Source organism: Actinomyces glycerinitolerans (assembly GCF_900098745.1).
In the GTDB taxonomy this organism is placed as follows: domain Bacteria; phylum Actinomycetota; class Actinomycetes; order Actinomycetales; family Actinomycetaceae; genus Actinomyces; species Actinomyces glycerinitolerans.
In genome coordinates, this window is sequence record NZ_FQTT01000012.1 from 226,011 (window position 1) to 239,710 (window position 13,700).

Consider the following 13,700-nt stretch of genomic DNA (forward strand, 5'->3'; position numbering starts at 1 on the left):
CCAGCGGCGGAAACCGAGCACGGCGTGCGAGCGTGAGCGAGGTCATCACGTGCCGGGACCGGTAGGATTTGTCAGCTTCCGGACTGCTCTGCTAACTTTTCCTGTGCGCCTCCCGCGGGAGGCCAGGCATGCGGATGTGGCTCAGTTGGTAGAGCATCACCTTGCCAAGGTGAGGGTCGCGGGTTCGAGTCCCGTCATCCGCTCGGGCGATTGGCGCAGCGGGAGCGCGCTTCCCTGACACGGAAGAGGTCACTGGTTCGATCCCAGTATCGCCCACGCGTATGGCCCCGGACCGGGTGGTTCGGGGCCTTCTTCGTGGACGCACCCCGACACGGGTACACCAGCAGGAGGTTGTTTTGACCGGCGCGCAGCTTGACCAGTCCAACCGGCCGGGACTGCTGCCAGTCGTCATCGGCGGAGACATCGGCGCATACGCTCTGGCTCGTCAGCTTCATGAGGCCACCGGCCAGCGGGTGACCCTCATCGCGTCCCGGCCGATTCAAGCCATCGTGTTGTCTTCGTACATCGACGTCGTCTTTCAGGAGGCCGAGGGCGAGGCCCTGATTGCCCTGTTGCAGCGACTGGCCGCCAACCGTGCCGCGCACAGCGCGGTGGTAATGGCGAACCATGATTCGGTCGCCCACACGCTCGCCTCCCACCGGGGGCGGCTCGAACCGGTTTACGTCGTGCCCTTCCCCTCCCTGCGGGCCATGGAGCAGCTGAGCAACAAGGTCGGCTTCAGCGCCGCCTGCGAGAGTCTGGGACTGCGCACGCCGCGACAGGCGGTGATCACCGGTGCCGACCTGGCCGCGGGTGATCCGAAGATCGACATCCCCTTTCCGTTGGTGGGCAAGGCGGCCATCGGCTCCGACTGGGATGAGCTGACCTTCGCGGGGAAGCGCAAGATTTACTTCCTGGACAGCCCCGAGCAGCTACACGGCCTGTGGGAGGACCTGCGGCGGGCCGAATTCGCCTCCACCTTCCTGATACAGGAGTACATACCGGGTGACGACGACGCCATGCGCTCGGTGACCGCATATGTCGCCTCCACCGGTGAGACCACCATGATCGGCTCTGCGCGGGTCCTGCTCGAAGACCACGCGCCATCGCTCATCGGCAACCCGGTGGCAATGATCACCGAGCCCCATCCGATGCTGTGGGAGGCCTCCGAAAGGCTCCTGTCCCTAGTCGATTACCGGGGCTTCGCCAACCTCGACATCAAGATCGACCCCCGCGACGGGCAGCCCGTGTTCTTCGAGGTGAACCCCCGTATCGGCCGGAATTCCTTCTATATGAGTGCCGCCGGCGTCAACCCGATGGTCCCCATGATCTCCGACCTCGTCGACGGCCGCCCCGGCCCTCGTCGGGAGGCTCGCCGCGAAGTGCTCTACAGCCTGCTGCCACATCACCTTCTGTTGCATCAGCTCGACGACCCGGCGCTGCGCCGAAGGGTGGTGCGGCTGGCACCGCGGGCCGTCGACCCGCTTCTGGATCCTGCCGAGCGCTCACTGCGTCGCCGCGTGCTGGTAGCCATCCAGAAACTCAACCACGATCGTAAGTTCCACCGCTTTCACCCGAAGCCGCTGCTGCGTCGGCGCGGCGACGCGTCACGGTCCTGCGCCCGGAGGAGGACGGGGAACTCTCCCTGAGGAGGAGCCGGGGTGGCCGATCATCCCCGCGAAGGATGTCAGACGATCAGAGCGGCCAATAACATGTGAAAAACACAGATTTCTCTCAGGAGTGTGCTTATGGCCGTTACGCCATCACCCGCCCGTGGCCGTCTCATCGCCCTCGACGCACGCCAAATGCGTATCGCGATCGGAGGCAGTCCCGCGCCCCTGGAGCAGTTGGAGCCCTGGGAGGACTTCGAACGCAGCCAAGGCAGACCCCTGTTCGGTCGCTACGCCTACGAAGTTGATTCCAAAACGGTAGCGGTGATCGCCCTGTACCGCTACTCGATGGCGAGATGGCCGTTCTTATGGGCAAAGCACGGGCCGGTATGGCTCGGCGAACAGTCCCCCACCCGCGAGGCCGAGCTGCGTAAGCTGCTCGTGCGCGAAGTGCGGCGGCGCGACAAGCGTGTCGTCTTCATCCGTATGCACGCCCGCTTCTGCGCGCGAGACACCCTGCCGCTCATGAGTTCCATAACCTACGACCGCACCTATGTTATTGACTTGCGCCCCGGCACCCCTGAGGCCATTCGCGCGGCCATGCCCAAGGACGGGCGTCGCGGCGTGCGCCGGGCCGAGCGCGTGGCCCGCGAGGCGGGCTGCACTATTGCCGAGGAGACCGGTCTGAGTCGAGAGGAGTTCGAGAGCGTATACCAAGTGCTTATAGCCACCGCAGAGCGCGACGGATTCCGGCCCCATCCCTCCCAGGTCTACTGGGATATGCTCACCACCCTGGGGCCGCAGCATGCTCGGCTGTTCGTACTGCGGCGTGATGGCGTTCCGCACTGCTGGGACCTGGTAACCGTTGCAGGCAAGGACGCGGCGACCTACTACGGCGCTTCCTCCAACGCCTCACGCAGCTTCCGCGGCGCCGAGGCGTTGGACTGGGCGGTGGCGTGCACCCTCGCCAAGGAGGGCATACGCAGCCTGGACCTGATGGGGGCCGAGTCCACCCGGGTCCCGGAACTGTACGGCGTGGGCCGCTACAAGCGCCGTTTCGCCCAGCATCCCACCGAGGTCGATGGCGCCTGGGACGTACCGACCCGGCCCGTGGTGTACCAGGCCCTGGGGCGGGCGCGGCGTACGCGTCACTTGGTGCGCAAGTGGCTGGGTCGCTGACGTCGGCGCGGCATCAGGCGCGATGGCGCGACCACTCCTGGACCAGGCGGACCGCGTCGGCGGCGTGGGCGTCGTCGAGCTCGGTCGGCAGTACCACCACGCGCGCCGAGACGTCCCGCGTCACCGGCAGACTGCCGGGGGCCGCGGGCACGCAGAAAGCGGCCTCATCATCTACTCCCGGATACAGCAGCGGGCGGCCCCACCTTTCCGCGAAAACCCCGATGGCCCGCATGCCGGCGATGAGCCGCTCGGCCTCGTCGGTGTTGGGAAGCAGCAAGGGGACGCGCAGCAGGGGGGCCGGGTCGCCGCGCAGTACCCCGCCGGGAACGGTGACACCCGCGAGTCCGGGCAGGGCTTCGCGGTAGCGGTCGACTACCCGGATACGGGCGGCGTCGGCCTCGGGTAGGCGGCGCAGGGCGGCGGTGGCGGTGCGGGCAACCCAGCCGGAGGGAACCATCGGTGCGTAGGGCAGTCGACCGGCCTCCTCGGCCGTGGCGATCGGCGGTTCCAACAGGCCGGTGCGGGAGGCGGCGGCGCGGGCGGGCGCCGAGACGGCGCGTGGCAGGTGAGCCAGGACCCGGGCCTGATTGCGGTACATACGGGCGGCGGCGCCCAGGCGGTGGTTCAGGTCCGGCAAGGAGGCCAGCGCAACTCGCAGTGCGGAGTCCAGGGCGGCATCGCGGCGTGCCAGTTGAGGGTTGACCCAGACCGCCCCACCGAAGTGTGTCGGCAGGATCTTCTGCACGCCGAAGGAGTGGAAGGACACGTCGGCGAGCGGCTGCCCGTCGTCTCCACGCGCGAGTCGGGTGACGCAGTGGGCTGCATCCTCCATGACGGCGGCGCCCAGGTCGCGTGCCTGCTGCGCCAGCCGGCCGGCCTCCTCGCCCCCCTGAATGCCGAAGGTGTGCTGGATGACCAGGCCGCGCAGCGGGACGACCGGGCCGCCCCCGCTGTCGGGGGCGGTGGCCGCGTCTACGGCGCCGGGGGCCAGCGCCAGGGTGTCGGCGTCGATGTCGGCGTAGCGCGGGGTGAGCCCCGCCGCCATGATTGGTACCACTGCGGTGCAGCAGGTGAACAACTGGGTGAGTACCGCCCCGTCACCGTGCACGGCACGAATCTGCTCGAAGGCCACCTGCATGCCGTAGCGCGCCTTGAAAACCGGATACCAATCCTGCGCACTGGTCCCGCTCAGGCGGGCCAGTTCGGCGCGCAGCTCCGGGAAACGGCTGTCGGGTTTAGTCATGGTGACCTCCTCCACGCGACCCGCGGTTGGTAACGGCGGGTGTAGGCGAGTGTAACGGGTCGGCAGCCGGTACCATCCGCTAGCAGGCCCACGAGGGCCGCCCCTCAGTCTCAGGAGCATGCTTATGAAGAAGTTCCAGCCGGTCATCGTCGGTGGTGACATTGGCGCTTATGCGCTGGCACGTCAGTTCAACGACGCCTACGGGGTGGTGTCCGTGCTGGTCACCAAGTACGACCCGCTGGCGATCCGGGACTCCGCGATCGTCACCCGGCACCAGTGCGACCGCGCCGACGACGCCGAGGGACTGGTTGTGGAACTGGAGGCCCTGGGCGCACGCCTGAGCGAGGAGAACCCCGGCGTGCCGCTGCTGCTGATAGCCAACACCGACTGGCGGATCCGCGTCCTGGCCGAGCACCGGGAACGCTTGGAGCGGTTCTACCTGGTGCCGATCCCGTCGCTGGAGACCATCGACCTGGTAAGCGACAAGGAGGGATTCGCCCGCGTCGCCGCGGAGCAGGATCTGCCGGTGCCCCGCTCCTTCTACCAGGACCTATCCGGCGCCGACGCACCCGACTGGAGGCCGGCGCCGCTGCCGGATGACCTCACTTTCCCCCTGGTGGCCAAGCCGGCGGATTCCTCCACCTACGAGACCCTGGAGTTCGAGGGCCGCAAGAAGGTTTACTTCATCCAGGATGCGGCCGCACTGGAGGAATTGTGGCGCACCCTGGCGGACGCCGGTTTCCGCAGCCGCTTCGTGGTGCAGCAACTGGTTCCCGGGGATGACACGGCGATGTACTCCGTGACGGCGTACGTCGACTCCCGCGGCCAGGTATCAATGAGCGCCGCGGCCCGCGTGCTGCTGGAGGAGCACGCCCCGGCGACACTCGGCAACCCCTGCGCCATGATCACCTTCGACGCGCCGGAGTTGTTCGCCGCCGCCGAGCGCTTCCTCACGGCCACCGGTTACCGGGGCTTCGCGAACTTCGACATCAAGCAGGACCCGCGCACCGGCGAGTTCTTCTTCCTGGAGGTCAACCCGCGCATCGGGCGCAACAGCTTCTATTGCGTGGGTGCGGGCGTGAACCCGATGGAGGTACTGGTCGCGGACGTGGTGGACGGGGAGCCGACGGCGCCGGCCCGCTTCACGGCCGGATGCCTGTACACCTTGGTGCCCGGGCGTCTCCTGGACCGCTACGTGCGCGATAAGGCCCTGAGCCGCCGCGTGTGGGAACTGCGCCGCTCGGGGCGCGTCATCAACCCGCTGAACAACCCCAAGGATGCCTCTGCGCGACGCCGTGCCTACCGGCTGGCGGGAGAGCTGAACCAGTGGCGCAAGTTCCGGCGTTTCTACCCCGAGCCCACCGACACCGGCTTCTGATCCGGGCCCGGTTGCGTCACTCGGTATGATCCGGTGCGTGCGGGCACCAGTACAGCCCGCCTGAGCTGATCGATTGATCAAAAGGAGTCCCCGTGTCCAACCAGCCCACCTTCGACATTGTCCTCGACGGCGCCACCCGCAGCATCGAGGCGGGCACCACGGGCACCACCCTGTTCGTGGACGCCCGTGAGGTGGTCGCCATGAAGGTGAACGGCGAGCCCTGGGACCTGGACCGCGCCCTCCCGGCGGGGGCCGTCGTCGAGCCCATCACGTTGGACAGTGAGGATGGGCTGAACATCCTGCGGCACTCCGCCACGCACGTCATGGCGCAGGCCGTCCAGGAGCTCTTCCCCGACGTCAACCTCGGCATCGGCCCCTTCATCACCGACGGCTTCTACTACGACTTCGGCGGGATCGACGCCGTCACCCCCGAGCTGCTGCGCGAAATCGAGAAGCGCATGAAGCGCATCGTCAAGGAGAATCAGACCTTCCGGCGGCGCGACATCACCGAGGCCGAGGGGCGGGCCGAACTGGCCGACCAGCCCTACAAGCTGGAACTGATCACCACCAAGGGGGCGGGTGCCGAGTCCGCCTCCGTGGAGGTCGGGGCGGGCGGCCTGACCATGTATGACAATGTGCGCCGCGACGGCACCGTGGCCTGGAAGGACCTGTGCCGTGGTCCCCACCTGCCCTCCACCAAGCTCATCGGCAACGGCTTCGCCCTGACCCGCTCCTCGGCCGCCTACTGGAAGGGCGACCAGAACGGCGACTCTCTGCAGCGCATCTACGGCACGGCCTGGGCCACCAAGGACGACCTGAAGGCCTACCAGACCCGTATGGCCGAAGCCGCCCGCCGTGACCACCGCCGGCTCGGCGCCGAACTAGACCTGTTCTCCTTCCCCGAGGAGATCGGCCCCGGGCTGGTCGTGTTTCACCCCAAGGGCGGCATCCTGCGCCACGAGATCGAGCAGTACGTCATCGACCGGCACATCCAGGCCGGCTACGACCTGGTCCACACCCCGGAGATCTCCAAGGGCGGCCTGTTCCACACCTCCGGGCACCTGCCCTACTACGCGGACACCATGTTCCCGCCCATGCTCGCCGACGAGGAGCGCGACGCCGAGGGCAACATCACCAAGGCCGGCCAGGAGTACTACCTCAAGGCCATGAACTGCCCCATGCACAACCTGATCTTCCGCTCCCGCGGACGCTCCTACCGTGAGTTGCCGCTGCGGTTCTTCGAGATGGGGCGTGACTACCGCTACGAGAAGAGCGGCGTGGTGCACGGGCTCACCCGCATGCGCGGCTTCACCCAGGATGACTCTCACACCTACTGCACCCCCGAGCAGGCCGGGGAGGAGATCCGCAGGCAGATCGAGTTCTTCCTGTCGATCCTGAAGGCCTTCGGCCTGGACGACTTCTACCTGGAGCTGTCCACCCGCGACGAGGACGGCGCCAAGAAGGACAAGTTCATCGGGTCGGACGCCGACTGGGAGGCCGCCACCCGCACCCTTGAGAAGGTGTGCACCTCCACCGGGCTGGAGTTGGTGCCCGACCCGGGCGGAGCCGCCTTCTACGGCCCCAAGGTATCCGTGCAGGTCAAGGACGCCATCGGCCGCACCTGGCAGATGTCCACCATCCAGTACGACTTCAACCAGCCCGAGCGCTTCGACCTGGAGTACACGGCCGCCGACGGCACGCGCCGGCGCCCCATCATGATTCACGCCGCCAAGCTCGGCAGCGTGGAGCGCTTCATCGGCGTGCTCACCGAGCACTACGCCGGCGCCTTCCCCGCCTGGCTCGCTCCCGTGCAGGTGCGGCTGGTGCCCGTGGCGGAGGCCTTCGACGCATACGTCGACGACGTGGCCGCTAGGCTGCGGGCCCGGGGCGTGCGCGTGGAGGTGGATCACTCCGACGACCGCTTCGGCAAGAAGATCCGCAACGCCTCCAAGGAGAAGGTCCCCTTCACGCTGATCGCCGGCGGGGATGACGCCGACGCCGGTGCCGTCTCCTTCCGCTTCCGCGACGGCGCCCAGACCAACGGCGTGCCCGTGGACGAGGCCATCGAGCACATCACCCGCGTCATTGCCGAGCGCATCAACGAGCCGGCGGGGGAGAAGCTCACCCGTGACTGACATGACCGGCCAGACAGCCGCGCAGGAGTACCTCCCGGAGGCGGCCGACCCGGGCACCGACGCGTCCGGGCAGGCGCCCGCGCTGACGCGCCTGGAGGGCACCGTCGTCGACGGCGTGCGTATCGAGGCGCCCTTCCAGCCCGCCGACACCCCCGACCCCTTCGGAAGGCTGTGGACCCCACACCGCATGGTCTACATCGGCGGGCAGGACAAGCCCTCCGACGACTCCGCCGACCAGTGTCCCTTCTGCGCCGCCCCCGGGCGGTCGGACACGGACGCCCTCATCGTCCACCGGGGCGAGACCGCCTACGTGCTGATGAACCTGTACCCCTACAACACCGGCCACCTGCTGATCTGTCCCTACCGGCACATCTCCGACTGGACCGAGGCCACCGCCGCCGAGCGCACCGAGATCGGCGTGCTCACGGCCCGCGCCATGGAGGTGGTGCGCGCCGTCTCCCACCCGCATGGCTTCAACCTGGGCATGAACCAGGGTCAGGTCGCGGGCGCGGGCATCGCCGCCCACCTGCATCAGCACGTGGTGCCCCGCTGGACCGGTGACGCCAACTTCATGCCGATCATCGGCAAGACCAAACCCGTGCCCCAGCTGCTGGGAGACCAGCGTGACCAGCTCGCCGCGGCCTGGGACAGCGCGCCCACCGCACTGGACACGGGCCGTCCCGACCCGGAACGCTGAGGAGCCGCATGCTCGGACAACACGGAAGAGGCATCACCCGCGCCCTGTTCACCGCCCCCGCCCGGGGGCTGGCCCGGATCGGCGTCACCCCGAATATGCTCACCGTCGCCGGCACGGTAGCCACGGTCACGGTGGCGGTGCTGACCCTGCCGCAGGGGCGCTTCATCCTCGGTCCCGTCCTGCTGGCGGCCGTGCTGATCGGTGACTCCTTCGACGGCATCCTCGCCCGCCTGACCGGCACCAGCTCGCCCTTCGGCGCGTTCCTGGACTCCACCATGGACCGCCTGGCCGACGGCGCCGTCTTCGGCTCCCTGGCCGTATGGGCCGCCGTGCACCTTCAGGCCGGGCCGCTGCGCACCTGGACGGTCGCCGTCGCCGTGACCACCGTGGTGCTAGCGGCCGCCGTCCCCTACGCCCGCGCCCGCGCCGAGTCCGTGGGCGCCACCGCGGCAGTAGGCATCGCCGAGCGCACCGACCGGCTGATCATCACCGCCGTCGGCGTCCTCGCCGTCGGCCTGGGCACGCCCGCATGGGTGCTCACCGCCGCCCTGGCGCTCGTGGCCGTCGGCTCCCTGATCACCGTCATTCAGCGGGTGACCACCGTCCACCGGCAGCTGACCCGACCGGCGGCGGAGGCGCGTCCATGAGCATCGGAATCGAGGACCTGTACCGGCTGGCGTGGCGGCATGTGCGCAAGGTGCCCGCGCCAATCGGGTACGCCCTGGCCGCCGCCGGGGCCGACGCCGCCTGGGCCTGGCACCGGCTGCGCGGCGGCGAGAAGGGCGTCGGCCAACTCGAGAAGAACTTGGCGCGGATAATGCCGGGCGCCTCCGCCCGCCAGGTGCGCCGTACCTCCCGCGCCGGCATGCGCTCCTACATGCGCTACTTCTACGAGGCCTTCGCCCTGCCCGGTATGAGCCTGGAGCAGATCGGCGCCCGCGTGCGCCCCGACATCGACCCGCGCGCATATGCCGACCTCAAACACGGCTCCATCGTGATCGCCCTGCCCCACATGGGCAACTGGGACCTGGCCGGCGCCTGGGCCAGTCAGGAGCTCGCCCAGGTACTCACCGTCGCAGAGAAGCTCGAGCCGGCGGACCTGTTCGAACAGTTCGTGGACTTCCGCGAGGGCCTGGGCATGAAGGTCATCGGCCAGGGCCGGGGAGAGAAGGTCTTCGACCGACTGGTCGAGACCGCCGGCCAGGGGCACTACGTGGTCGCCCTACTGGCCGACCGCGACCTGTCCAGCTCCGGCATCCTGACCGACCTGGCCGGGCACCCGGCGCGCGTGGCCGCTGGGCCGGCGGCCCTGGCCGGCAGGCTCGGCGTGCCCCTGTACGACGCCTCCCTGCACTACGAGCGCCTGGACGGCGAGCGCCGCCGCCGGGCCGGATCCCGCTGGGGCATCGTGCTGACCATCCGCCCGGTGGACGCGCCCGCCGGCCTGGTGGGGCGTGAGCGGGTCACCGCTCTCACCCACGCCTGGGTGGCCGACGTCGCCCCCCGCCTGATGGAACACGCCGTCGACTGGCACATGCTGCAGGCGGTTTTCGACGCCGACCTCGATCCCGAGCGGCTCGCGCGCAGGCATGCCGCCGAGTCCGCGAGGCAGCCGGCGGGCGAGGCCGAGCCGGAGGCCGGCGCATGAGAATCGGGATCGTATGCCCCTACTCGCTGGACGCGCACGGCGGCGTGCAGGTGCATGTCATGGATTTGGCTCGTGAGCTGATGCGCCGCGGACACGAGGTGCAGGTGCTGGCGCCCGCCTCGTCGGACCTGGAGCTGCCGGACTGGGTCACCAGTGCCGGCGACTCCATCGCCATCCCCTACAACGGTTCGATCGCCCGCCTCAATTTCGGGACCGCGGTGGCTCGCCGCGCCCACCGTTGGCTGGCCGCCGGCGATTTCGACCTGCTGCACATCCACGAGCCCATCACCCCCAGCGTCGGCATGCTCGCCCTGCAGGCGTCCGACGGGCCGGTGGTCGGCACCTTCCACGCCGCCATGGACCGCTCCCTGGCCCGTGAACTGCTGTCCCCGGTGGCGGTGCCGCTGGTGGAGAAGCTCACCGCCCGCATCGCCGTCTCCGAGGAGGCGCGCCGCACCCTGATCCAGTACCACGGCGGCGACGCGGTGGTCATCCCCAACGGCGTGTACGTCGCCCCCTTCGCGGACGCCCCCAAGCATGATCCGCGCTTCGTGGGCACCACGCAGGCCCCCACCATCTCCTTCCTGGGCCGTTTGGATGAGCCCCGCAAGGGCCTGCAGGTACTTGCCCGCGCCATTCCCACGGTGCTGGCCGCCATCCCGGACGCCCGCTTCCTCATCGCCGGCCGTGGTGACGCCGCGGAGGAGCGCGCCGCCCTGGAGCGCTTCGGCGACCAGGTGGTGTTCCTCGGCGGCGTCTCCGACGCCGACAAGGCCGCGATGCTCGCCTCCTGCTCTTGCTACGTGGCCCCACAGACCGGCGGGGAGTCCTTCGGCATTGTGTTGGTGGAGGCGATGGCGGCCGGCACCCATGTGGTCGCCTCCGACCTGACCGCGTTCTCCGACGTCCTCGGCGAGGGCACCTATGGCGCCCTGTTCCACAACGGTGACAGTGACGACCTGGCCCGCGCCATCATCGACACTCTCACCGACACCGCCGCCGCCGACACTCGCCGCACCGCCGCGTCCGCGGTGGTGGGCCGCTACGACTGGTCCGCGGTCACCGACGCCGTGCTGGATGTGTACGACATGGCCCTGTCCACGGCCCACACGCGCGTAACCATTGCCCCCGGCTCGCGCACCATGGTGGGCAGACTGCGCGACGCCCTTGAGGACTGACCGGAGGAGTAAAGCCATGCTCAACCCGATCATTGCTGCAGGGTCGCAGCTGCCGGCCCCGCCTGCGGACCCGCCGGGTGGGCCGCCCACCTGGCTGGGACCCGCCGTCGTCGTGCTCGCCGCGGCACTGGTGTTTCTGGCGATCGCCTGGTCGGCGTATGCCAAGGCACTGCGCGTGGACCGACTGCACCGGCAGGTGCTGGGATCGCGAGCCACTCTGGAGGCACAGTTGGTCCACCGGGCACAGGCCGCCGCCGACCTGGCGGCCTCCGGTCTGCTCGACCCCGCCTCCGCGCTGCTGCTGTCGCAGGCCGCACACGACGCGCTCGACGCCGAGGGCCCGATCGTCGACGACGGCCTGGACACGGACACCCCGGCCCAGCCGACCGGCGAGGGCACCCGCAGCCGTGCCCGTATCGAGTCCGACCTGTCCCGGGTGATCCGCACCGTCGTCGACGCGCCCACGCGCGCCGCGCTCGCCGCCGACCCGCGGGGCCAGGACGCCCTGGACCGGCTGGACAAGGCCGCCTACCGAATGGTGCTGGCCCGCCGTTTCCACAACACGCACGTGGCCGAGGCCCGGCGCCTGCGTGCGGCGTTGGACGTACGGGCGCTGCACCTGGCAGGCCACGCCCCCCTGCCACGTACCTTCGACATTGACGACGCCACCGATGCGCCGAGCCCATCCGGAAACACGCAGGTGACATCATGAGCACCCCGTCCTCCTACCCCGGCCCCGGCAACGCCTGGGCACCCCGCCCCGGGTATCGACGCAACGGCTACCCGGCGGTCAGCCCCGTACAGCCTTCCTCCGCCCCGACATGGACACCGCAGGCGATGGTGCACCGCCGCCGCGGCACCATTGTCAGTTGGATCATGGCCTGCCTGGGAGCGGTAGGGCTGGCGGTGATGCTGTGGATCATTTTCTCCTCCACCACCGGAGCCGCCTCCGAGCTGATGGAGCCCATCCTGCTGGCATTGGTACCGCTGGGCATCGTCCTGGTAACGGTCCGCTGGATCGACCGCTGGGAGCCCGAACCGCCCGGCGTACTGGTGGCCGCCTTCCTATGGGGTGCCGGCGTGGCCACCGTCGTCTCCATGGTGATCAACACCTCTGCCTCCCTACTGGTGTCATCCACCACCGGCACGGTGTCCGGCGGCGAGCTCGTCTCCGCGGTCGTTACCGCACCGATCGCGGAGGAATCCACCAAGGGTCTGGGCGTGCTCATCATCTTCCTGCTGTGGCGGCGCACCTTCAACGGCGCCGTCGACGGGATCGTCTACGCATCGGTGGTAGCCGCCGGTTTCGCCTTCGCCGAGAACATCCTGTACTTCGTGCGGTATTCCGACGAGCTGCTGTTCGTCTTCCTCCAGCGCGGGATCGCCTCGCCCTTCGCCCACGTCACCTTCACCGCCTGCACCGGGCTGGCGATCGGGGCGAGCGTGCGCATGCGGTCAAACTTGGCGTGGATGTGGACCACACCGCTGGGGCTGGCCTGCGCGATCGTGATGCACTCCTTCTGGAACGGCGTGCTGGCCAGTGAACCGTCCCTGTACTTCTATGTCGCAGTCCCCTTCTTCATCGCCGCGATCGGCCTGGTGCTGTGGCTGCGCTGGAGCGAACGCATGACCATGCGGCAGCGGCTGGCGGACTATCAGCGCGCGGGCTGGCTCTCGCCCGCCGAGGTCACCATGATTACCACCGGCGCCGGGCGGGCGGCCGCCCGCCGCTGGGCCATGAGTCGCGGTCCGGCAGCCGCCAGGGCCATGCAGGCGTTCCTGAAGGCGGCCGCCTCCCTGGCGCAGCTGCGTCAGCAGGCGATCGACGGGCACGCCGACGCCGATTTTGCGGTACAGGAGTCCGCCCTGCTGGCGGCTATAGTCGAGCAACGCTATGTCTTCACCCGCTGACGCCAGCGACCTGCCCTGGCCCGCCCCCACCCTCGCCGCCGACGGGCGTGACCCGCTGCGCGTACCGCCCAACTGGACCCAGCTGCTCGACGCCTCCGAGTGGCACCTGAACGCCGCCGGCCTGCCGTTCCGCCAGGCGGCGCGCGTGATCGCCCTGCGGCGTGTGCCCCGGCCCGCCATCCTGCTGGTCGTCGGCCATGACTTCGGCGACACCACCCATGCGTGGGGATTCACGCCGGGCGGTGGCCTGCTGTCGGGGGAGACGCCCATCGGTGGGGCGCGTCGCGAGCTCGCGGAGGAGACCGGCATCACCTTGGCCGAGGCGGCCCTGACCGGACCGGTGGTGGAACGCAGGGCGCTGTTCACTTTCAACCAGGTCACCTGCCGCCAGGACGAGCTGTTCTACCTGACGCACCTCGAGGCTAGCGTCGGCGTGGACCGCTCCGGCTGGACCGACACCGAGCGGCAGGTGCTGGACTCGCTGCGCTGGTGGGAATTGGACGAGCTGGACGCCGCCGTAGCTGCCGGCATGACCGTCTACCCGCATATCCTTCCGGCACTCGCCCGTGAACTCCTGGACGGCTGGGACGGCCGGGTGCGCCACGTCGTCGAGCACTAGGTCCGGTTGTGTAAGTGCTTGGGTGGCGGTGTGTGGTTGTTGAGCCTGTCGGTTGGACCGCTGTTCCCCCGTTGGACCCCTGTTCCCCCGTTGGACCGCCGT

General features: G+C 69.3%; 12 protein-coding genes and 2 tRNA genes. 13 read left to right on the top strand and 1 reads right to left on the bottom strand.

Going from position 1 to position 13,700, the window contains the following annotated elements:
* Window positions 1-130 precede the first annotated feature (130 nt).
* From ACGLYG10_RS11230 to ACGLYG10_RS11245, 4 genes are all read left to right on the top strand, one after another.
* Window positions 131-203, top strand: a tRNA-Gly gene (locus tag ACGLYG10_RS11230).
* A gap of 1 nt (window position 204) precedes the next feature.
* Window positions 205-276: transfer RNA gene (locus ACGLYG10_RS11235), tRNA-Val, on the top strand.
* An 80-nt stretch (window positions 277-356) separates the two neighbouring features.
* Window positions 357-1,649 carry a carboxylate--amine ligase gene (locus tag ACGLYG10_RS11240; RefSeq protein ID WP_073331851.1) on the top strand — a complete coding sequence of 431 codons (1,293 nt, stop codon included), beginning with the start codon at window positions 357-359 and terminating at the stop codon, window positions 1,647-1,649.
* Between the two features lie 156 nt (window positions 1,650-1,805).
* Complete coding sequence (locus ACGLYG10_RS11245; protein WP_083565885.1) at window positions 1,806-2,789, top strand: GNAT family N-acetyltransferase; 984 nt, start codon at window positions 1,806-1,808, stop codon at window positions 2,787-2,789.
* A gap of 13 nt (window positions 2,790-2,802) precedes the next feature.
* On the opposite strand, the gene ACGLYG10_RS11250 is transcribed toward ACGLYG10_RS11245, so the two are convergent.
* The gene (locus ACGLYG10_RS11250) at window positions 2,803-4,032 is read right to left on the bottom strand and encodes a DegT/DnrJ/EryC1/StrS family aminotransferase (RefSeq protein ID WP_073331857.1); all 1,230 of its coding nucleotides are present in this window, start codon (window positions 4,030-4,032) and stop codon (window positions 2,803-2,805) included.
* Window positions 4,033-4,156: 124 nt separating this feature from the next.
* On the opposite strand from ACGLYG10_RS11250, the gene ACGLYG10_RS11255 reads away from it, so the two are divergent.
* The 9 genes from ACGLYG10_RS11255 to ACGLYG10_RS11295 all read left to right on the top strand — a co-directional run bounded on the left by ACGLYG10_RS11255 (window position 4,157) and on the right by ACGLYG10_RS11295 (window position 13,598).
* Entirely contained in the window at window positions 4,157-5,410 is a 1,254-nt protein-coding gene (locus tag ACGLYG10_RS11255; protein WP_073331859.1) for a carboxylate--amine ligase, read from the top strand.
* 92 nt (window positions 5,411-5,502) lie between these two features.
* Window positions 5,503-7,545 carry a threonine--tRNA ligase gene (thrS, locus tag ACGLYG10_RS11260; protein ID WP_073331862.1) on the top strand — a complete coding sequence of 681 codons (2,043 nt, stop codon included), beginning with the start codon at window positions 5,503-5,505 and terminating at the stop codon, window positions 7,543-7,545.
* Entirely contained in the window at window positions 7,538-8,242 is a 705-nt protein-coding gene (locus tag ACGLYG10_RS11265) for an HIT family protein (protein WP_395994444.1), read from the top strand. The genes thrS and ACGLYG10_RS11265 overlap by 8 nt, the downstream gene beginning before the upstream one ends.
* 8 nt (window positions 8,243-8,250) lie before the next feature.
* A complete protein-coding gene (pgsA, locus tag ACGLYG10_RS11270) occupies window positions 8,251-8,889 on the top strand; it encodes a phosphatidylinositol phosphate synthase (RefSeq protein WP_073331864.1) in 639 nt (212 codons plus the stop codon).
* Window positions 8,886-9,890 (top strand): phosphatidylinositol mannoside acyltransferase, encoded by a 1,005-nt coding sequence (locus ACGLYG10_RS11275; protein WP_073331867.1) that lies wholly within the window; start codon window positions 8,886-8,888, stop codon window positions 9,888-9,890. Before pgsA ends, ACGLYG10_RS11275 begins: the two co-directional genes overlap by 4 nt.
* Window positions 9,887-11,068: a glycosyltransferase family 4 protein gene (locus ACGLYG10_RS11280; RefSeq protein WP_073331869.1), complete on the top strand. Its 1,182-nt coding sequence runs from the start codon at window positions 9,887-9,889 to the stop codon at window positions 11,066-11,068. Before ACGLYG10_RS11275 ends, ACGLYG10_RS11280 begins: the two co-directional genes overlap by 4 nt.
* 16 nt (window positions 11,069-11,084) lie before the next feature.
* Window positions 11,085-11,780, top strand: coding sequence for a hypothetical protein (locus ACGLYG10_RS11285; protein WP_073331871.1), 696 nt, complete (start codon window positions 11,085-11,087; stop codon window positions 11,778-11,780).
* The gene (locus ACGLYG10_RS11290) at window positions 11,777-12,979 is read left to right on the top strand and encodes a PrsW family intramembrane metalloprotease (protein WP_083565869.1); all 1,203 of its coding nucleotides are present in this window, start codon (window positions 11,777-11,779) and stop codon (window positions 12,977-12,979) included. The genes ACGLYG10_RS11285 and ACGLYG10_RS11290 overlap by 4 nt, the downstream gene beginning before the upstream one ends.
* The gene (locus ACGLYG10_RS11295; protein ID WP_073331876.1) at window positions 12,963-13,598 is read left to right on the top strand and encodes an NUDIX hydrolase; all 636 of its coding nucleotides are present in this window, start codon (window positions 12,963-12,965) and stop codon (window positions 13,596-13,598) included. Before ACGLYG10_RS11290 ends, ACGLYG10_RS11295 begins: the two co-directional genes overlap by 17 nt.
* Window positions 13,599-13,700 lie beyond the last annotated feature (102 nt).